Origin of the sequence: Kitasatospora acidiphila, from assembly GCF_006636205.1 — a bacterium.
In the GTDB taxonomy this organism is placed as follows: Bacteria; Actinomycetota; Actinomycetes; order Streptomycetales; family Streptomycetaceae; genus Kitasatospora; species Kitasatospora acidiphila.
In genome coordinates this window covers 6,557,214-6,576,273 of sequence record NZ_VIGB01000003.1, presented here as the reverse complement: position 1 = coordinate 6,576,273, position 19,060 = coordinate 6,557,214, and the positions used below count along the sequence as shown (strand labels likewise).

Below are 19,060 nucleotides of genomic sequence, written 5' to 3'. Positions count from 1 at the left end.
AGGAGCCGACCGATGGTCCGCCACCTGCCGCGCCGCGCCGCCCTCGGTGCCCTGGCGGTGCTGCTGACCGCCGTCACCGGCTGCAGCAGCGGCTCCGCGCCCGAGCCGGCCCCGACCGCCAGCGCCAGCGGCAGCGCCGCCCCCGCGCCGAGCGGCGCGCCGTACACCCTGCGGGTGCTGGGCGGCAGCGAACTGCAGGACATGCAGCCGATCCTGGACGACGCCCAGAAGGCCACCGGGGTCACCGTCAAGCTCAGCTACACCGGCACCCTGGACGGCGCGAACACGGTCAGTGCCGGCCGGGCGGACGGGACGTACGACGCGCTCTGGTTCCCGTCCAACCGCTACCTGCGGCTCGACCAGGCGGCGGCCGGCAAGCTGCTCTCGGAGACACCGGTGATGGACTCGCCGGTGGCGTTCGGGGTGCGATCCTCGGTGCTCTCCGGCCTCGGCTGGGATCCGGCCAAGGTCAGCTGGTCGCAGATCGGCGACGCGGTCGGCCAGGGCAAGCTGACCTTCGGGATGACCGACCCCGCCCAGTCCAACTCCGGGCTGTCCGCGCTGATCGGGCTGGCCTCGGCGTTCTCCGGCGCCCAGGCCGCGCTGACCGACGCCGACGTGGCCAAGGCCTCCCCCGCGCTGCGCACCTTCTTCGCCGGGCAGAAGCTCACCTCGGGCTCCTCCGGCTGGCTGGCCCAGTCCTACCAGCGCACCGCGACGGGCGGCACCGGCGCCCAGGTCGGCGCGCTGGTCAACTACGAGTCGGTGCTGCTGGAGCTCAACCGGACGCTGCCGGGCGACGCCCAGCTGACCGTGATCCGCCCGACCGACGGCGTGGTCTCCGCGGACTACCCGCTGACCCTGCTGGCTTCGGCACCGTCGCAGGCCAAGGACGCGTTCAGCCGGCTGACGGCCTACCTCCTGCGCCAGGACACCCAGCGCAAGATCACCGACACCACCGAGCGCCGCCCGGTGGTCGCCGGGGTGCAGCCGGGCGCCGGCCTGAGCACCGACCGGCGGCCCGAACTCCCGTTCCCCGGCAGCCGTCCAGTGGCGGACGGGCTGCTGGCGGCCTACCAGAACCAGCTGCGCCGGCCGTCCCGCACGCTCTACGTGCTGGACACCTCGGGCTCGATGGCGGGCGATCGGCTGGCGAACCTGAAGAAGGCGCTCGGCCTGCTCACCGGCGCGGACGGCAGCCACAGCGTGGACGGGTTCCGCGACCGCGAGCAGGTCACCCTGATCTCCTTCGCCGACGCGGTGAAGTGGGAGAAGGTCCACCAAGTCCCGGCCGACAACCCGCAGAACGAGCTGGCCGCGATCGACTCCGATGTGCGGAGCCTGTCGGCCGGCGGCGGCACCGCCATCTACGACACCCTGGAGACCGCCTACCGCGAGCTCGCCGGCCAGCAGGCGCAGGCCGGCGACGACCGGTTCACCTCGATCGTGCTGATGACCGACGGGGAGAGCAACGAGGGCGCCACGGCGGGCGACTTCTCCGCGTTCTACAAGGCGCTGCCAGCGGGCCGGCAGGCGATCCCGGTCTTTCCGATCCTGTTCGGCGAGGGTGCCAAGGACCAGTTGCAGGGCATCGCGGACCTGACCGGCGGGCGGCTGTTCGACGCCCTGACGAGTTCGCTGGACGGCGTGTTCGAGGAGATCCGTGGCTACCAGTGAGCCGGGCGGCGGGCGGCTCGCCTCCTGGTTCGGCAGCCGCGCGCACTACCTGGGCAGCGGGGGCGCCGCGATCGGCGTGGTGAGCGGGCTGGCCGCCGGAGTGGGGGTCTGGACGGCGGCGATGGCGGTGGGGCTGTACGGCGCGGGGGCGGTGCTCGGGTGGAGCTTCGCGGGCGGCACGCAGCCCCCGCCCCCGCCACCGCCCCCGCCTCCGGTCGGGCAGGACGGCGGCACCCGGCAACCGGGCGTCGAGGAGCGGCTCTTGGTCCCCACTCCCGTCGAGGTGCTGCGTGCCGAGGTCCTGGAGCGCTCGGCCGAGCCGGCGCCCGGCGGCTGGCCGAGCGAGGCCGCCCGGGCCGCCCAGCAGTTGCTGGCCGTGTGCGGCGCCCGGCTGGCCGTACCGGCGACCGACGAGGTCGCGGACACCGTCGCACGGCAGCTGACCAGCACCCTGGACTGGTACGAACGGGCGCTGCTGTGGCAGCGGATGGAGCCGCAGGCGACCGATCCGACGGACGAGTTCCTGTCCCGGGTGGACCATGCGCTGGCCCGCTTGACGCACTGTTAGCCGCAGCTCGATCTGAGCCACCGTCAAACTCCCGGCACCCCGATGTCGGGAACTCGTCACCTCCAGTCCATATTTGGGGTCTGTTCGCGGCGGGTGGTTTCAGGGCACACTTCTACGCGCGTATCTCTACGCGCGTCATCACGTGTCACCACCCGTTCGACCCCACTGGAGTGACCCCATGCCCTTGAACCGCCGCGACTTCGTCACCCGGACCGCCGCCACCGCGGCCGGCGCCGCCCTGGTGTCGGGGGTGTCGGTGGCCGCCGCCGAGCCTGCGGCGGCCGAGGCCGAGCCGCAGCACCGCCGCCCGGGCCGCACAAGGCGAAGTTCACCGTGATGGGCACCACCGATGTGCACGGCCACGCCGTCAACTGGGACTACTTCACCGACGCCGTCTACACCGACGCGCAGCACAACGCGGTCGGCCTGGCCAAGATCTCCACCCTGGTCAACCAGGTGCGTGACGAGGTGGGTTGGGACCGCACCCTGCTGATCGACGCCGGCGACATCATCCAGGGCACCCAGCTCAGCTACTACTTCGCCCGGGTCGAGCCGATCACCGGCGACGACGCCCCCGAGCACCCGATGGCCACCGCGATGAACGTCATCGGCTACGACGCGGCGGCGCTGGGCAACCACGAGTTCAACTACGGCATCCCCACCGTCAAGGCCTTCGAGGAGCAGCTGGACTTCCCGCTGCTGGGCGCCAACGCGCTGCACGCCAAGGACGAGAAGCCCGCCTTCCAGCCCTACGTGATCCAGACGCTGCACCTGGGCGGCGGCCGGCCGCTGAAGGTGGGCATCCTGGGCCTGACCAACCCGGGCATCGCGATCTGGGACAAGGCCAACGTGCAGGGCCAGATGACCTTCAACGGCATCGTCGAGGCGGCCAAGATCTACGTGCCCAAGCTGAAGGCCGCGGGCGCCGACATCGTGATCGTGTCCGCGCACTCCGGGATCGACGAGCCCTCCTCCTACGGCACCCAGCTCCCGTTCCCCGAGGACGCCTCCGGCGAGATGGCCGCCGAGGTGCCCGGGATCGACGCGGTGCTGGTCGGCCACACCCACAAGGAGGTGCCGCAGCGCCTGGTCGTCAACAAGCAGACCGGCAAGACCGTGGTGCTCTCCGAGCCGCTCTGCTGGGGTCAGCGGCTGAGCCGGTTCGACTTCGAGGTGCAGTTCGAGAAGGGCGTCTGGTCGGTCAGCTCGCTCAGCTCCCGGGTGCTCAACTCCAACACCGTGGACGAGGACCAGGAGATCGTCATGCTGCTGAAGGAGCAGCACGACAAGGTGGTCGCCTACGTCAACCAGGTGATCGGCACCAGCAAGGTGGACCTGTCGATCGCCCAGGCGCGGTTCAAGGACACCCCGATCATCGACCTGATCGGCAGGGTGCAGCAGGACACCGTCAAGGCGGCGCTGGCGGGCACGAGTTACGCCAACCTGCCGGTGGTGGCCCAGGCCGCGCCGTTCAACCGGACCGCCGACATCCCGGCCGGCACGCTGAAGCTGCGCGATGTCGCGGGCCTCTACATCTACGAGAACACCCTGGAGGCCCGACTGATGACGGGCAGCCAGCTCAAGGACTACCTCGAGTTCTCGATGACGTACTTCGCCCAGCTGGCCCCGGGCGCGCCGGTCAACCCGGACACCCTGACCAACCAGAACGGCATCCCGGACTACAACTTCGACTCGATCTACGGACTGGGCTACGACATCGACATCTCGCAGCCGGTCGGTTCGCGGATCGTCAACCTGTCGTACGCGGGCAAGCCGGTCGACCCGGCCGGGCAGTTCGTGCTGGCCGTCAACAACTACCGGGCCAACGGCGGCGGCAACTTCCCGCACGTCGCCGCCGCCAAGCAGGTGTGGACCAGCTCGGACGAGATCCGCAACACGATGATCGCCTGGGTGAAGGCCAAGGGCGTGATCGACCCGGCCGACTTCGCGGCGGTTTCCTGGCGGCTGGTGCGGGCCGGCGCGCCGGTCTTCCCGTAGTCACACGTGCGTCGGCCCCCGCCGCCCCGAAGGGCTGCGGGGGCCGAGCCGTGCGCGGGTTCAGTGCGCGGAGTGCCGCTCGGCGCCGCGGTGCCGGTGGCCCTTGAGCTCGACGTGCGCGGGCTGGGCCCCGGTGTGGGCGCGCTCCTCGGGCACCCGGCGGCCGGCCTGGCCGGCCAGCGCGGCATAGCTGCCGTAGCCGGCGGTCTTCCCCTGGGCGGCGGACAGCTGGGTGTGCAGCTCCGGCCCGATCGGGCGGGGCTTGCCGCCGGGGGCGGCGGCCATCATGCCGCGCCGCTCCAGCAGGGCCTGGGTGCCTTGGCGGAGCCTGCTGCTGGGCTTCGGTCGCTTGGTCATGGCTGGGCCTCCCATCCATACCTCTTCTGTGATGGTAGGCCCAGCCATGCTCAGCCTCAGAACGGCTCGTTCCTCAGAACGGACCCCTCTTGTCTAAAACGGGAAGGGCGACCGCCCGTGCTGGATGGAGATCCACTTCTGGGTGGTGAAGGCCTCCACGGTGGACTCGCCGTTGAGGCGGCCCACGCCCGAGTTCTTCTCGCCGCCGAACGGCACGATCGCCTCGTCGGCGATGGTCCCGTCATTGACGTGGATCATGCCGCTGTCGATCCGCTGCGCCACCCGGACGCCGCGCTCCACCGAGGCGCTGTGCACCGCGCCGCTCAGCCCGAACGGGGTGTCGTTGGCGATCTCGATCGCCTCGTCCTCGCCGTCGAACGGGATCAGCATCACTACCGGACCGAACAACTCGCGCTGCAGCAGCGGTGATTCGGCCGGGATGTCGGTGAGCACCACCGGCGACACCAGGGTGCCGACGGAGCTGCCGCGCAGCAGCACGGTGGCGCCGGCGGCCACCACGCGGTCCACCTCGGCGTTGATCGCGTCGGCCTGGGTGGAGTTGATCAGCGGGCCGATCTGGGTGTTCGGGTCCTTGGGGTCGCCGACCGTGAGCGAGGCGACCTTGGCCACGAACTTCTCGGTGAACTCGGCCAGGACCGTGCGGTCCACCAGCACCCGGTTGGCGGCCATGCAGACCTGCCCCTGGTGTGCGAACCGGCTGAACACGGCCGCGTCCACCGCGTAGTCGACGTCGGCGTCGTCCAGCACGATCAGCGCGCTGTTGCCGCCCAGCTCCAGCACCGAGCGCTTGAAGTGCGAGGCGGCGACGGTGGCGACGTGCCGGCCGACCCGGTCCGAACCGGTGAAGGCGATGGCTTTGGGCACCGGGTGCTCCAGCAGCGCGTCACCGATCTCGGCGATGTCGGTGACGACCACGTTGAACAGGCCGGCGGGCAGTCCGGCGTCCTCGAAGAGCTTGGCGAGCAGGGTGCCGCCGGTGATCGGCGCGTCCTGGTGCGGCTTGAGCACCACGCCGTTGCCGAGCGCCAGCGCCGGGGCGACCGCCTTGGTGGAGAGGAAGAGCGGGAAGTTGAACGGGCTGATCACGCCGACCACGCCGACCGGCAGCCGGTAGACCCGGTTCTCCTTGCCGTCCACCGGCGACGGCAGGATCCGGCCCTCCGGGCGCAGCGACAGCTGCATGCACTCGCGCAGCATGTCCTTGGTGAGCGAGAGCTCGAAGCCGGCCTTGAGGTAGGTGCCGCCGAGCTCGGCGATGATGGTCTCGGTGATCTCCTGCTCGCGCTCCTCGAGCAGCCGCAGCGCCCGCTCGAAGACCAGCCGGCGGGCGTAGGGGTTCTGCTTCGCCCACTCCTTCTGCGCCCGCTCGGCCGCGCGGTAGGCCTCGTCGACCTCGCCGACGGTGGCCACCGTGATGCTGGCCAGCTTCTCGCCGTCGAACGGGTTGATGTCGACGATCTCCCAGGAGCCGCTGCCCTGGCGCCACTGTCCGTCGATGTACTGCAGGGCGAGTTCCGTAAAGTGCGACACCTGAAGCCCCTTGCGAGTTGGCGCGAACTGACAGCCGATCATCCTACTGATGCGTCAGGCCTCTTGGAGCATCCTCGACAGAAGCTCCCGGCTCGATTCCGGGCTCAGGCTGTCCTCCCGCAATCGGCCCAACGTGTCGCGGTACTCGGCGACTTCGCGCGGCCGGTCCAGGTAGAGGGCGGTGGTGAACTGCTCCAGGTAGACCACGTCGGCGAGGTCCGGCTCGCGGAAGCCGAGCAGCGAGAAGGTGCCGCTCTCGGCCCGCAGTCCGGCGCTGCCCAGCGGCATCACCTGCAACTCGATGCCGGGGCGCTCGGCCAGCTCCAGCAGGTGGAGCAGCTGCCCGCGCATCACCTCGGGCCCGCCGCACGGCCGGCGCAGCGCCGCCTCGTCGATCACCATGGCCAGCCGCGGGGCCTGCTCGCCGGTGAGTAGGCGCTGGCGGCGCATCCGCACCTCGACCCGCCGCTCGATCTCGCCCTCCGGGGCGCTCTGGCTGCCGAGCCGGATCACGGCGCGGGCGTACTCCTCGGTCTGCAGCAGGCCGGGGACGAACTGCACCTCGTAGGCACAAATACGGTCGGCCGCCTCCTCGAAGCCCAGGTAGCTCTGGAACCAGGCCGGCACCACGTCGGTGTAGTCGTGCCACCAGGGCACGGCGTTGGCGATCCGGACCATGCCGAGCAGTTCGCCGCGCTGCTTGGGGTCGCTCACGCCGTACAGGGTGAGCAGGTCGGCCACGTCACGCTCCTTGAAGCTGACCCGGCCCAGCTCCATCCGCCCGATCTTCGACTCCGAGGCGCGGATCTCGTAGCCGGCGTCCTCCCGGCTCACCCCCTGCGCCTCGCGCAGCCGGCGCAGCTGGGATCCCAGCAGCAGCCGACGAACCGTCACCCCGCTGCCGCTGCCCACCGTGCTGTTCATCCGCCCCGTCCTCCTCGAACCGCCCGCTACGCGCGGCAGTCTGCCATGAAGGTGCGTCACAAGCATTAAGTGAATGCTGTCAACTGCCTGGGATTGAAGTCCCGGGCTTGCAGCTCACCGTGTCCCCGAGAAGTCGCCCCTCGACGGCGTCCGCGTCTGACCAGCACTCCGACCGGTGCTGGTGGGGCAGTTGACTGTGCCCCGCTGCCACGCACCAGCCGCGCGATGGCGGATGTTGCGGGAGCCGTTGACATCCGCGTGCATGGTCATTCCGCAGGCGCGGCACGCGAACGTGGCCTGGTCCACTCGATTCTTTTTGTGAGTATGCCAGCAGGCGGAGCACTGCCGGGAGGTATAGGCCGGGTTGACGCGTACGACCGGGACACCGGCGCGTTGGGCCTTGTACTCCACGAATGTTCCGAGCTGGGCGAACGCCCAGGAGTGGAGGAGATACCGCTGGTCGTGCTTGGCCTTGACCCTCTCGCGGATGCCCGTCAGGTCTTCCAAGGCGATTCCACGTGAGGTGCGTTCAGCGGCTGTGACGATGGTTTTGGAGATGATGTGGTTGATCTCAGTTGCCCGACGCGACTCCTTGCGGCGCTGCCGCTTGAGGGCCCGCTTGGCGGACTTGGTGCCCTTCCTCTGGAGCTTGGCGCGCAGGGCGACCATGCGGGCGCGGTGCCGGTTCAGGCCTCGCCCAGCCCATACCACTCCGTCCGATGTGGTGGCGATGTTGACGATCCCGAGGTCTACGCCGATCCAGTCGGTGGGCTCGGCCAAGGGTGGGGCAGGGATGTCACAGGTCGCGTACAGGTACCACTGGCCGTCGCGGTGGACGAGATCGGACTCGCCACGCCGGTGCTCCGTAAGCATCCGCAGCGCAGCTGAGGAACAGCGGAATCCGATGCCCTTCAGTCGCCCGGCCGTTGTCCAGATCGACACCGTCTTCTCGTCGGTGTTCCATGACAGCATCCGGTCGTCGAAGGGCTGGGCCGCCTCGGGGTGGAACGCGATCGGCCTGGATTCTGCTTTGTTGCGTCGCTTGCTTCCCTTCGGGCCGAGGTTCCCAGCCCGAAGGTTGGCTTTCAGCGTCGCGTACGCGTCGCAGACCTTCTTCACCGACCGCACAGTGGCCTGCGCCCCGAGCTCGTAGGCGTTCTTGACGTGCCGGTACACCAATGGCTGCAGCCCGTTGCGGCGGATCTCACCTTTGGCGAACGCAACCTCGGAAATGTGGTTCGCGGCCCGGTTGCACGCCCGCAGTGTCGCGGTGAGCGCGTCGGCCTGACACGGCGACGGTTCCAGCTTCACCCGAACCACAATCTTCATACGATGGAACATAGTTCACACAAAATCGAATGCTCAAATGGGGAGGCCAACACGCACGGATGAGAACGCCACCGCTTTCGCGGCTCCCGAGCCAAGAAGCCGAGTACTCCCGAAGCCGGGATCCCAAGCCCCTTCGGCACAATCGGTGAAGGCCAGGAACCCTGCCATGGCTCCTGGGGCGCAGAGGTCGCACGGGCAAGTTCCGCGACTACTCGGGCCGTACATCCCAGTTCAGGCGACAGCACCGTACTGACGTGACAACCGCCGGACTTCGGCATCCTTGAACGCCCGCACCTCCTCCACAATCCCGCTCCTCGACAGCTCCGCCACGGGCACGCACAAGTCCATGCGCTGGATACAGACACCAGCCATGTACTCCCCCTGCTCGGTGAGGTACAGGCGGATGCCGTAGTAACCTTCCTGGCAGTCCGTGTCGTTGTTGAAGCGGCACGACGCGCAGCTGTCCGGAAGCCGCACCGGGAGCAGCTGCTTGACGTAGACCGCCCGGCCGCCGAGGGCTCGGTAGAGGGTGCGTTCGTCGGAGGTGCCTGCGGTGAAGGTCCGGAGCACCGGTTCCGCACCGACCCGGGCCAGCACCTCGGAGATCGCCGCGATCGACTCCGGTCCGTCTTGGATGCTGGTGAGCATGCGCACATCCGCGAACTGGCCGTAGGACTCAACCAGCTTGACGACCCGGTCCACATGGGGCATGCCAGGAACGACGATGTTCACGGAGGCCTTCACACCGTTGGATACGGCAGCGCGGACGGTCTGTTCCGCCGCGCGGATCTTCGCGTCGGCCAGACCGGCCGACCTGAAGCGCTCGGCCTGGACGGCTTGGAGTTCCGCGGCGGTCGTCCCGAACACCGAGACGTTGACCCGGTTGAGGCCGGCCGCCGAGCAGTCAGGCATCACCTGCCGACCGCGCTCCCCGTTACTGGTCATCCCGACGTTCAAGCCCATCCCGGTGAGTACCGAGACCAGCGATGACACCTCTGCGTGGAGAGTGGGTTCCCCTCCGGTGAGGTGGACTTCGTCGGCGTCGAAGGCCCGCGCCACAGTCCGAACGGCCCGTCGGAAGGACACGTCCGGAGCCATCTTCGCCGAGAGGAAGTCGACGCCGTTCGTCTCGGAGAAGATCGACACGCGCCCGGTCCTGCCCGGCCCGGACGGGAAGGGCAGCAGCGTGCGGCCCTTGTGGTCGGCGGTGACCGGCGTTCCCTCGTTGTGGCAGAACGTGCAGGCCAACCCGCAGTCGTCGATCACCTTGATGCGGATGGTCCTGTCCCGGACGATTCGGACCGCCGGCCCCTGAGTTGCGGACAAGGCTTGTCTCCTGTCAATCGAAAGTGAGCCTGGGAATCGCTTCGATGTCGATCCCGTACCGGCGGTAGACCTTGGTGGTGTTCTCGCTCGTCAGCTCGTCCAGCGGAAGCCCGAGCGCGAGCGCGGTGGAGTGGACGTGTTCGGCGCTGTCCCCCTCGATCTCCAAGTACGGGGGGATCAGTGGCCAGTGGTCGATCTCGATGGCCGCGCCGCCCAGTGCCCAGGAGGACCGGCGGTTCTCCTGGTACGCCCTCGGCTGGTAACCCAGCTTTCCGAGAAGCATGTTGGTGGCGTCAAAGTCGCCGACGGTCGTCTCCGTCTCAGTCACTCCGTCAATCGCGTCGGAGTGGATCTCCTTGACGCACAGCGTGACCTCGATACCGGTGTCGCGCAGCCGAACCCACGTGCCAGGCCGGTCGGGGATGTCGTAGACGTAGCGCCGCTGGAATCGGTCGCCCAGATGCGTTGCCCCAGCCTCGACCAGCAGGGTACGGATCTTCTCGGGCTGGATATTGAGGAGCTTCGCTTCGAACTCAGTTGCGGTCATAATGACTTATCCCTCTTCCAGGTGAGCTTGGGATTCGGGGCGACGCTATCGGGTACTCGGGCAGCCGACGACGCCGATCAGGCAGTGGGCGTCGTCGGCGCCCGTGCTCACGTCAGATAGGCAGCCTCGACGATCTTCCCGTCAGCGACCTGACGCCAGCTCAGACTGGAGGCGGTGGCCCTGATGAGCGCGAGCCCACGCCCGCCCTCATCCAGGTTCAACCAGTCATCGCCCTCGCCGAGTTCGCCGATCACCGGCGGCTGGGCGGAGGAGTCCCAGACCTGGACGACGACTCCGCCAGCATCCAGGAACTCGACCGTGACAAGGGCTCGTTCGTCGGGAACGTGCTCAGCGACGTTGACCAGCAACTCGGTGAGCCCGACCTCCACGTCGGCGATCCTCAGCCGGTCGAGGTTCCCGAACATGTGGGCCACCTCCCGCACTTGCTTCCTGATGTCACCAATGAGCTGCGCCCGGGAGGCCAGGTCACGCAGGGAGAAGTACAGCCGGGCGGTGATGAGGCCGCAGGAAGCAGGCGGAACGGGCGGAGCTTCAGCAGTCAGAGTCATTCGCGTCCCCTTGTTGGCGCACGGACGCATCTCGATCAAGTAGCACTTGGTGGCTAAAGGATCACTCTCCGTGGCAGGTTTGCCCATCATGGACTGCATGCCATGCCGCAAGCAAGTATTCCGCCAGAACTCATCCGACCGAGTGAGGAAGTTGCCCGACGAGCCACTGACGGATCATCATGTTCGGCATGACTGAGCTGCCCACGATGAGGAGCCGTCGCCTCGGCCGCGAGCTGGCCGCACTCCGCGAGGGCAAGAACATGACCATGGGCGAGGTCGCCGCACACCTACACTGCGGCCAGCCCAAAGTGAGCAAGATTGAGTCCGGTCACCAGTCGGTCCGCCCGCTCGACCTGGACCTCATGCTGACTCTGTACGGCGTGGAAGACCCGCCCACACGTGAGGCCTTCGTGCGGCTCTCGCGTCAGGTGCGCCAGCAGGACTGGTGGAGCAGTCAAGGTCCGCTGCTCTGGGAGGACCTGAAGGACTATCTGACACTGGAGGCGGACAGCTCCCTCACGAGGACCTACGAGTTCCACGTGCTGCCCGGCCTGCTTCAGACGCCTGACTACATGCGTGAGGTCTTCCGACCCAACCGCTCGCTGCGCGAGATCGACGTGATGATGGAGACCCGCCAGAAGCGGCAGGATTTCTTCATCGCGCGTGGGACGCGGGTACGGTTGATCATCGATGTCGCGGCCCTGCACCGCGTCGTTGGCAGCAGCAAGATCATGCACGCGCAACTTGACCGCGTCTTGGACATGGCCCAGATGCCGAACCTCAGCATCCAGGTACTCCCCCTGCGGGTGCCCATGCAGGTTCCGGGCCAATACGCCCCTTATACCATCTTCACCATGGCGGAAGCCCCGCATGCCGAATACGTCTGGCTCGAGCACCTGACCGGCGCTACGGTGCTGGAGCGGGAACAGGACGTTACGCGCTACAAACAAGCCTGGGATGACCACACGGCAGCAGCGTCTCCGCCAGGCGAATCGCTCAAGTACATTTCCGAAGTAATGAAGGAGTTCGCATGACGGCACATCACGTTACGGACGATACGGCACTCAACGTGGTGACCTGGCACGTCAGCACGTATAGCGGCAGCGGGCAGAACTGCGTGGAGCATGGCCGCAGGCTCGACGGCATCGAGTTGGTTCGCGACACCAAAGCGCGCGACCAAGGAACCCTCGCGTTCCCGACGGGTTCGTGGTCCGCGTTCATCGAAGCAGTCAAGCAGGGTGCTTTCCCGGCGCTGAGCACCGCTAGCTGACGGTCTCGGAGTTCACCCAATCCAGGTACGCCGTGCTGCCAGTGACCACGGGAAGGCCGACGATCTCCGGGGTGTCGTAGCTGTGCTGTTCGCCGATGAAGGCGGCCAGGCGGTCGCCCAGGTCCGCGCGGGTCTTGAAGTCGATGCGCCACTCCGGCTCGGTCTGCACCTCTCCGTCCCACCAGTAGACCGAGTTGATCGAGTAAACCTGGGCGCAGGCGGCAAGGCGCTCACGGACCACAGCCGCAGCCAGCGCGCGAGCCTTGTCCTCGGCGTCGTGCGTGGTGGTCACCACGATGAAGTCACGATTCGTCATGAGCCGAGCGTAGAGGGATCCACAGCGTTGGGGCCCCGTTGGTCCGAGACTGGGCCGCAGGAGGGCGATTTCCTCGTTCCGCTCTCACCTGGCGATCTACCGTAGACCCATTGTTCCAGTGGTCCTACGCCGAACGTTGACCACGATCTCGCTGGCCGGGGGCAACCCGGAAACGCCCGCAGTCCCGCTGATCCCCATGGATTTGGCCGGCGAACAAAGGCCACTGGGACCACAGACCACGGCAGGCAACTGCACTGCTGGCACTCGCCGTTCGGCTCGGCACCTGGCCCCGGGTACGCCGACGGCGCCTGCACCCGGTTCTTGGTCGGGGTCGGGCGCAGGCGCCATCGGTTCGAGCTCCGCTGGTGGACCGGCAGCGCTGGCGGGTCAGCAGGGCGCGGCCCGCCAACGGCGGCGGGCGTGTGCGGGAGGGTCAGACCGCCAGGGGGCGGTCGGTGGGGTGGATCGGGGCGGGCAGCGGGGTCTTGCCACCCAGGTAGGCGTCGACCGCGGCGGCAGCGGAGCGGCCCTCGGCGATCGCCCAGACGATCAGCGACTGGCCGCGGCCGGCATCGCCGCAGACGTAGACGCCATCGACATTGGTGGCGAACTTGCCGTCGCGGGCAATGTTACCCCGGGCGTCCAGCTCGACGCCCAGCTGCTCCACCAGGCCGTTCCTGACGTCGGTGCCGGTGAAGCCCATGGCCAGGGTGACCAGCTGGGCCGGGATCGAGCGCTCGGTGCCGGGCACCTGCTCGAAGCGGCCGTCCCTGAACTCGACGTCGACCAGGTGGAGCTCCTGGACGTTGCCGTGCTCGTCGCCGGTGAAGTGGGTGGTGCTGACCGAGTAGACCCGGTCGCCGCCCTCCTCGTGCGCGGAGGTGACCTTGTAGACCATCGGCATGGTCGGCCACGGCTGGTGGGCCGGGCGGTCCTCGCCGGGGCGGGGCATGATCTCCAGCTGGGTGACCGAGGCGGCGCCCTGGCGCAGCGCGGTGCCCAGGCAGTCGGCGCCGGTGTCACCGCCGCCGATCACGATGACGTGCTTGCCCTCGGCGCTGATCGGGGAGGCGACGTAGTCGCCCTCCTGGACCTTGTTGGCCAGCGGCAGGTACTCCATCGCCTGGTGGATGCCCGCCAGCTCGCGCCCCGGCACCGGCAGGTCGCGGGCCGTGGTGGCGCCGGCGGCGACCACCACGGCGTCGAAGCGCTCGCGCAGCTGCTGCCCGGTGATGTCCTCGCCCACGTGCACGCCGGTGCGGAACCGGGTGCCCTCCGCGCGCATCTGCTCGATGCGGCGGTTGATGTGGCGCTTCTCCATCTTGAACTCGGGGATGCCGTAGCGCAGCAGGCCGCCGATCCGGTCGGCGCGCTCGTACACCACCACGGTGTGGCCGGCCCGGGTGAGCTGCTGGGCGGCGGCCAGGCCGGCCGGGCCGGAGCCGACCACGGCGACGGTCTTGCCGGACAGCCGCTCCGGCACCTGGGGGCGGACCCCGCCGTTGTCCCAGGCCCGGTCGATGATGGTGACCTCGACGTTCTTGATGGTCACCGGGTCCTGGTTGATGCCGAGCACGCAGGCCGACTCGCAGGGGGCCGGGCAGAGCCGGCCGGTGAACTCCGGGAAGTTGTTGGTGGCGTGCAGGCGCTCTATGGCGCCGGCCCAGTCGTCCCGGTAGGCCAGGTCGTTCCACTCGGGGATGAGGTTCCCGAGCGGGCAGCCGTTGTGGCAGAACGGGATGCCGCAGTCCATGCAGCGCCCGGCCTGCTTGCTGATGATCGGCAGCAGGGCGCGCTCGACGTAGACCTCGTTCCAGTCGCGCAGCCGCACGTCCACCGGCCGCCGCTCGGCCAGTTGCTTGGGCGTGGTCAGGAAGCCCTTGGGGTCAGCCATGTGCCGCCTCCATCATCTTGCGAGTGGTCTCGGCCTCGGAGAGGCCATCGCGCTCAGCGGCGTCCTTGGCGGCGAGCACTGCCTTGTAGTCGGTGGGCATGATCTTGGAGAACCGGGAGACCCCGCTGCCCCAGTCGGCGAGCAGTTCGGCGGCGACCGTGGAGCCGGTCTCCTCGTAGTGCTGCTGGACGGTCTCGCGCAGCCACTCGCGGTCCTTGGCGTCGGGGGCCTCGATGCCCACCATGCCGCCGTTGACGCTGGCCGGGCGCAGGTCGAGGACGTAGCCGATGCCGCCGGACATGCCCGCGGCCAGGTTGCGGCCGGTCTCGCCGAGGATCACCACCCGGCCGCCGGTCATGTACTCCAGGCCGTGGTCGCCGACGCCCTCGACGACCAGGACGGCGCCGGAGTTGCGCACCGCGAACCGCTCACCGGCCTTGCCGCGCAGGTGGATCCGGCCCGCGGTGGCACCGTAGCCGATGGTGTTGCCGGCGATCACGTGCTGCTGGGCGTCGGCGCCGATCACCGCGGCGTCGCGGGCCGGGCGGACCACCAGCACGCCGCCGGAGAGGCCCTTGCCGACGTAGTCGTTGGCGTCGCCCTCCAGGCGCAGGGTGACGCCCTTGGGCAGGAAGGCGCCGAAGGACTGGCCGGCCGAGCCGGTGAAGGTCACGTCGATGGTGCCCTCGGGCAGGCCGGCGCCCCGGTAGCGCTTGGTCACCTGGTGGCCGAGCATGGTGCCGACGGTGCGGTTGACGTTGCGGATCGGCAGCTGGATGCGGACCGCCTCGCCGTGCTCCAGGGCCTCGGCGGCCAGCTCGATCAGCTGGTTGTCGAGCGCCTTGTCCAGCCCGTGGTCCTGCTCGATGGTGCGGTGGCGGGCCGCGCCGACCGGCAGCTCGGGCACGTGGAAGAGCGGGGCCAGGTCGAGCCCGACGGCCTTCCAGTGGTCGATCGCGGCGGCGGCGTCGATGTGCTCGGCGTGGCCGACGGCCTCCTCGATCGAGCGGAAGCCCAGCTCGGCGAGGAGCTCGCGGACCTCCTCGGCGATGAACTCGAAGAAGTTGACCACGAATTCGGGCTTGCCGGAGAACCGCTCGCGCAGCACCGGGTTCTGGGTGGCGACGCCGACCGGGCAGGTGTCCAGGTGGCAGACCCGCATCATGACGCAGCCGGAGACCACCAGCGGGGCGGTGGCGAAGCCGAACTCCTCGGCGCCGAGCAGCGCGGCGATCACCACGTCGCGGCCGGTCTTCAGCTGGCCGTCGGTCTGCACCACGATCCGGTCGCGCAGCCCGTTGAGCAGCAGGGTCTGCTGGGTCTCGGCGAGGCCGAGCTCCCAGGGGCCGCCCGCGTGCTTCAGCGAGGTCAGCGGGGAGGCGCCGGTGCCGCCGTCGTGGCCGGAGACCAGCACCACGTCGGCGTGCGCCTTGGAGACGCCGGCCGCGACGGTGCCGACGCCGACCTCGGAGACCAGCTTGACGTGGATCCGGGCCTGCGGGTTGGCGTTCTTCAGGTCGTGGATCAGCTGGGCCAGATCCTCGATCGAGTAGATGTCGTGGTGCGGCGGCGGGGAGATCAGGCCGACGCCCGGGGTGGAGTGCCGGGTGCGGGCCACCCACGGGTAGACCTTGTGGCCCGGCAGCTGGCCGCCCTCGCCGGGCTTGGCGCCCTGGGCCATCTTGATCTGGATGTCGTCGGCGTTGACCAGGTACTCGGAGGTGACGCCGAACCGGCCGGAGGCGACCTGCTTGATCGCCGAGCGGCGCTCCGGGTCGTGGAGGCGCTCCGGGTCCTCGCCGCCCTCACCGGTGTTGGACTTGCCGCCCAGCCGGTTCATGGCGATCGCCAGCGTCTCGTGCGCCTCCATCGAGATGGAGCCGTAGGACATGGCGCCGGTGGAGAACCGCTTGACGATCTCGCTGACCGGCTCGACCTCGTCGATCGGCACCGGGGTGCGGGCGCCCGCGCCCAGCTTGAACAGGCCGCGCAGCGTCATCAGCCGCTCGGACTGCTCGTTCACCCGCTCCGTGTACTGCTTGAAGATGTCGTAGCGGCGGGTGCGGGTGGCGTGCTGGAGGCGGAAGACGGTGTCGGGGTCGAACAGGTGCGGCTCGCCCTCGCGGCGCCACTGGTACTCGCCGCCGATCTCCAGCGCGCGGTGCGCGGCCGGGATGCCGGAGGCCGGGTAGGCCTTGGCGTGCCGGGCGGCCACCTCGCGGGCGATCTCGTCGAGCCCGATGCCGCCCAACTTGCTGGTGGTGCCGGCGAAGTAGGCGTCCACGGTCTCCTGGGAGAGGCCGATCACCTCGAAGACCTGGGCGCCGCGGTAGGAGGCGACGGTGGAGATGCCCATCTTGGACATCACCTTGAGCACGCCCTTGCCGAGCGCCTTGATCAGGTTGCGGATCGCCTTCTCCGGGTCGGTCCCGGTGAGGAAGGTGCCCTGGGCCACCAGGTCCTCGACCGACTCCATCGCCAGGTAGGGGTTGATCGCGCTGGCGCCGTAGCCGATCAGCAGCGCCACGTGGTGCACCTCGCGGACGTCGCCGGCCTCGACCAGCAGCGAGACCTTGGTGCGCTGCTTGGTGCGGATCAGGTGGTGGTGCACCGCGGAGGTGAGCAGCAGCGAGGGGATCGGCGCGTGCTCGGCGTCCGAGTGGCGGTCGGAGAGCAGCAGGATCCGGGCGCCGTCGGCGATCGCCGCGTCGGCCTCGGCGGCGATCTCCCGCAGCCGCTCGGCCAGCGCCTCGCCGCCGCCGGCCACCCGGTAGAGGCCGGAGAGGGTGACCGCCTTGAGGCCGGGCTGGTCGCCGTCCACGTTGATGTGGATCAGCTTGGCCAGCTCGTCGTTGTCGATCACCGGGAAGGTGATGCCGACCGCACGGCAGTGCGCGGGCCCGGCGGTGAGCAGGTTGACCTCGGGGCCGAGGCTGCTGTGCAGCGAGGTGACCAGTTCCTCGCGGATGGCGTCCAGCGGCGGGTTGGTGACCTGGGCGAACAGCTGGATGAAGTAGTCGAAGAGCAGCCGGGGCTTCTCGGAGAGCGCGGCGATCGGCGAGTCGGTGCCCATCGAGCCGAGCGCCTCGGCGCCGGTGCGGGCCATCGGCGCCAGGATGACGCGCAGCTCCTCCTCGGTGTAGCCGAAGGTCTGCTGACGGCGGGTCACCGAGGCGTGGGTGTGCGCGATGTGCTCGCGCTCGGGCAGCTCGGCCAGCTGGATCCGGCCACCGGCCACCCACTCCTCGTAGGGGTGCTCGGCGGCCAGCGCGCCCTTGATCTCCTCGTCCTCGACGATCCGGTGCTCGGCGACGTCGACCAGGAACATCTTGCCGGGCTGCAGCCGGCCCTTGCGGATCACGCTCTCCTGCGGCAGGTCGAGCACGCCGACCTCGGAGGAGAGCACCACCAGGCCGTCCTCGGTGATCCAGTACCGGGCCGGGCGCAGGCCGTTGCGGTCCAGCACGGCGCCGATCTGGTTGCCGTCGGTGAAGGTGACGCAGGCCGGGCCGTCCCAGGGCTCCATCAGGTTGGAGTGGTACTGGTAGAAGGCGCGCCGCGCCGGGCTCATGGTGGCGTGGTTCTCCCAGGCCTCCGGGATCATCATCAGCACCGAGTGCGGCAGCGAGCGGCCGCTGAGGTGGAGCAGCTCCAGCACCTCGTCGAAGGAGGCGGAGTCGGAGTGGTCCGGGGTGCAGACCGGGAAGATCCGGCTGATGTCGCCCGGGATCAGGTCGGTGGCCAGCTGCGACTCGCGCGCGGTCATCCAGTTCCGGTTGCCCTTGACGGTGTTGATCTCGCCGTTGTGCGCGACGAACCGGTACGGGTGGGCGAGCGGCCAGCTCGGGAAGGTGTTGGTGGAGAACCGGGAGTGCACCAGGCCGATCGCGGAGGCAAACAGCCGGTCCGACAAGTCCGGGAAGAACGGCTCCAGTTGACCGGTGGTCAGCATGCCCTTGTAGACGATGGTCCGGGCGGACAGCGACGGGAAGTAGACACCGGCCTCGCGCTCGGCGCGCTTGCGGACCACGAAGGCGGTCCGGTCCAGCTCCAGGCCGGCCAATCCCCGTCCGCTGACGAAGAGTTGGCTGAACCGCGGCATCACCGAACGGGCAGTGGCGCCCAGCAGCTCGGGGGCGGTGGGCACCTCGCGCCAGCCGAGGACGGTCAGGCCCTCCTCGGCGGCGATCGTCTCGATGGCCGAGACGGCGGTGGCCGCGCCCTGGTCGTCGACGGGCAGGAAGGCGATGCCGACCGCGTACTCCCCGGCCGGGGGCAGCTCGAAGCCGGCGTTGGCGCGCAGGAAGGCGTCCGGGACCTGGGTCAGGATGCCCGCGCCGTCACCGGAGTCCGGCTCGGCGCCGGTGGCGCCGCGGTGCTCCAGGTTGCGCAGCACGGTGAGCGCCTGCTCGACGATGGCATGGTCGGCGGTGCCGGTCAGGGTCGCCACGAAGCCGACGCCGCAGGCGTCGTGTTCATTGCGGGGGTCGTACAGGCCCTGAGCTGCAGGTCGTGCATCCGGAACGAGCCGGTACGGCGAACGGCCGTCGCCCTGGGGCCCGTTGGCGGAGTGCATGGATGCAGAAAGCATCGGCTCTCCCGTCGTCGTCATTGGCAAGTGGTGGTGCCGCCCAGCCTCGGGCTGGGGGAGCTTTGCAACAGGGACGACGTTGGCCCTCTGCGATTTCGTGCAGGTTACATCATGCCGAAAATCCCGGGAAGTGGAATCTCTAG

14 protein-coding genes and 1 pseudogene are annotated in these 19,060 nt (G+C 69.2%); 5 read left to right on the top strand and 10 right to left on the bottom strand.

The annotated features are described in order from the left end of the window. Window positions 1-12: 12 nt before the first annotated feature. From E6W39_RS31085 to E6W39_RS31075, 3 genes and pseudogenes are all read left to right on the top strand, one after another. Complete coding sequence (locus tag E6W39_RS31085) at window positions 13-1,677, top strand: substrate-binding domain-containing protein (protein WP_141636320.1); 1,665 nt, start codon at window positions 13-15, stop codon at window positions 1,675-1,677. Further along, a complete protein-coding gene (locus E6W39_RS31080) occupies window positions 1,664-2,245 on the top strand; it encodes a hypothetical protein (protein ID WP_141636319.1) in 582 nt (193 codons plus the stop codon). The genes E6W39_RS31085 and E6W39_RS31080 overlap by 14 nt, the downstream gene beginning before the upstream one ends. Before the next feature lie 178 nt (window positions 2,246-2,423). Then, a pseudogene (locus tag E6W39_RS31075) lies at window positions 2,424-4,243 on the top strand (bifunctional metallophosphatase/5'-nucleotidase). A gap of 60 nt (window positions 4,244-4,303) precedes the next feature. On the opposite strand, the gene E6W39_RS31070 reads toward E6W39_RS31075, so the two are convergent. From E6W39_RS31070 to E6W39_RS31040, 7 genes are all read right to left on the bottom strand, one after another. Next, a complete protein-coding gene (locus tag E6W39_RS31070) occupies window positions 4,304-4,600 on the bottom strand; it encodes a hypothetical protein (protein ID WP_141636318.1) in 297 nt (98 codons plus the stop codon). Window positions 4,601-4,693: 93 nt separating this feature from the next. Then, window positions 4,694-6,151 carry an aldehyde dehydrogenase family protein gene (locus E6W39_RS31065; RefSeq protein WP_141636317.1) on the bottom strand — a complete coding sequence of 486 codons (1,458 nt, stop codon included), beginning with the start codon at window positions 6,149-6,151 and terminating at the stop codon, window positions 4,694-4,696. Between the two features lie 54 nt (window positions 6,152-6,205). After that, window positions 6,206-7,075, bottom strand: coding sequence for a helix-turn-helix domain-containing protein (locus tag E6W39_RS31060; protein WP_141636316.1), 870 nt, complete (start codon window positions 7,073-7,075; stop codon window positions 6,206-6,208). Between the two features lie 114 nt (window positions 7,076-7,189). Next, on the bottom strand, window positions 7,190-8,404 hold the full coding sequence (locus tag E6W39_RS31055) for an RNA-guided endonuclease InsQ/TnpB family protein (protein ID WP_228718429.1): 1,215 nt from the start codon (window positions 8,402-8,404) through the stop codon (window positions 7,190-7,192). 231 nt (window positions 8,405-8,635) lie between these two features. Further along, on the bottom strand, window positions 8,636-9,730 hold the full coding sequence (locus E6W39_RS31050; protein WP_141636315.1) for a radical SAM protein: 1,095 nt from the start codon (window positions 9,728-9,730) through the stop codon (window positions 8,636-8,638). 13 nt (window positions 9,731-9,743) lie between these two features. Beyond that, window positions 9,744-10,277 (bottom strand): class IV adenylate cyclase, encoded by a 534-nt coding sequence (locus E6W39_RS31045; RefSeq protein ID WP_141636314.1) that lies wholly within the window; start codon window positions 10,275-10,277, stop codon window positions 9,744-9,746. A gap of 107 nt (window positions 10,278-10,384) precedes the next feature. Next, a complete protein-coding gene (locus E6W39_RS31040; RefSeq protein WP_228718746.1) occupies window positions 10,385-10,876 on the bottom strand; it encodes an ATP-binding protein in 492 nt (163 codons plus the stop codon). A 158-nt stretch (window positions 10,877-11,034) separates the two neighbouring features. On the opposite strand from E6W39_RS31040, the gene E6W39_RS31035 reads away from it, so the two are divergent. After that, complete coding sequence (locus E6W39_RS31035; protein WP_228718428.1) at window positions 11,035-11,880, top strand: helix-turn-helix domain-containing protein; 846 nt, start codon at window positions 11,035-11,037, stop codon at window positions 11,878-11,880. Continuing rightward, the gene (locus E6W39_RS31030) at window positions 11,877-12,116 is read left to right on the top strand and encodes a DUF397 domain-containing protein (RefSeq protein WP_141636311.1); all 240 of its coding nucleotides are present in this window, start codon (window positions 11,877-11,879) and stop codon (window positions 12,114-12,116) included. Before E6W39_RS31035 ends, E6W39_RS31030 begins: the two co-directional genes overlap by 4 nt. On the opposite strand, the gene cutA is transcribed toward E6W39_RS31030, so the two are convergent. The 3 genes from cutA to gltB all read right to left on the bottom strand — a co-directional run bounded on the left by cutA (window position 12,109) and on the right by gltB (window position 18,917). Next, window positions 12,109-12,432, bottom strand: coding sequence for a divalent-cation tolerance protein CutA (gene cutA, locus E6W39_RS31025; RefSeq protein ID WP_141636310.1), 324 nt, complete (start codon window positions 12,430-12,432; stop codon window positions 12,109-12,111). The genes E6W39_RS31030 and cutA overlap by 8 nt on opposite strands. A gap of 433 nt (window positions 12,433-12,865) precedes the next feature. Continuing rightward, window positions 12,866-14,326: a glutamate synthase subunit beta gene (locus tag E6W39_RS31020; protein ID WP_141636309.1), complete on the bottom strand. Its 1,461-nt coding sequence runs from the start codon at window positions 14,324-14,326 to the stop codon at window positions 12,866-12,868. Continuing rightward, entirely contained in the window at window positions 14,319-18,917 is a 4,599-nt protein-coding gene (gene gltB / locus E6W39_RS31015; RefSeq protein ID WP_407658508.1) for a glutamate synthase large subunit, read from the bottom strand. The genes E6W39_RS31020 and gltB overlap by 8 nt, the downstream gene beginning before the upstream one ends. Window positions 18,918-19,060 lie beyond the last annotated feature (143 nt).

Bases quoted from the DNA above. Each gene is read 5' to 3' on its own strand.
- E6W39_RS31085 (WP_141636320.1), top strand. From the start codon at position 13: ATGGTCCGCCACCTGCCGCGCCGCGCCGCCCTCGGTGCCCTGGCGGTG.
- E6W39_RS31070 (WP_141636318.1), bottom strand. From the start codon at position 4,600: ATGACCAAGCGACCGAAGCCCAGCAGCAGGCTCCGCCAAGGCACCCAG.
- E6W39_RS31060 (WP_141636316.1), bottom strand. From the start codon at position 7,075: ATGAACAGCACGGTGGGCAGCGGCAGCGGGGTGACGGTTCGTCGGCTG.
- E6W39_RS31055 (WP_228718429.1), bottom strand. From the start codon at position 8,404: ATGAAGATTGTGGTTCGGGTGAAGCTGGAACCGTCGCCGTGTCAGGCC.
- E6W39_RS31045 (WP_141636314.1), bottom strand. From the start codon at position 10,277: ATGACCGCAACTGAGTTCGAAGCGAAGCTCCTCAATATCCAGCCCGAG.
- E6W39_RS31040 (WP_228718746.1), bottom strand. From the start codon at position 10,876: ATGCGTCCGTGCGCCAACAAGGGGACGCGAATGACTCTGACTGCTGAA.
- E6W39_RS31035 (WP_228718428.1), top strand. From the start codon at position 11,035: ATGACTGAGCTGCCCACGATGAGGAGCCGTCGCCTCGGCCGCGAGCTG.
- E6W39_RS31030 (WP_141636311.1), top strand. From the start codon at position 11,877: ATGACGGCACATCACGTTACGGACGATACGGCACTCAACGTGGTGACC.
- cutA (WP_141636310.1), bottom strand. From the start codon at position 12,432: ATGACGAATCGTGACTTCATCGTGGTGACCACCACGCACGACGCCGAG.
- E6W39_RS31020 (WP_141636309.1), bottom strand. From the start codon at position 14,326: ATGGCTGACCCCAAGGGCTTCCTGACCACGCCCAAGCAACTGGCCGAG.
- gltB (WP_407658508.1), bottom strand. From the start codon at position 18,917: ATGCTTTCTGCATCCATGCACTCCGCCAACGGGCCCCAGGGCGACGGC.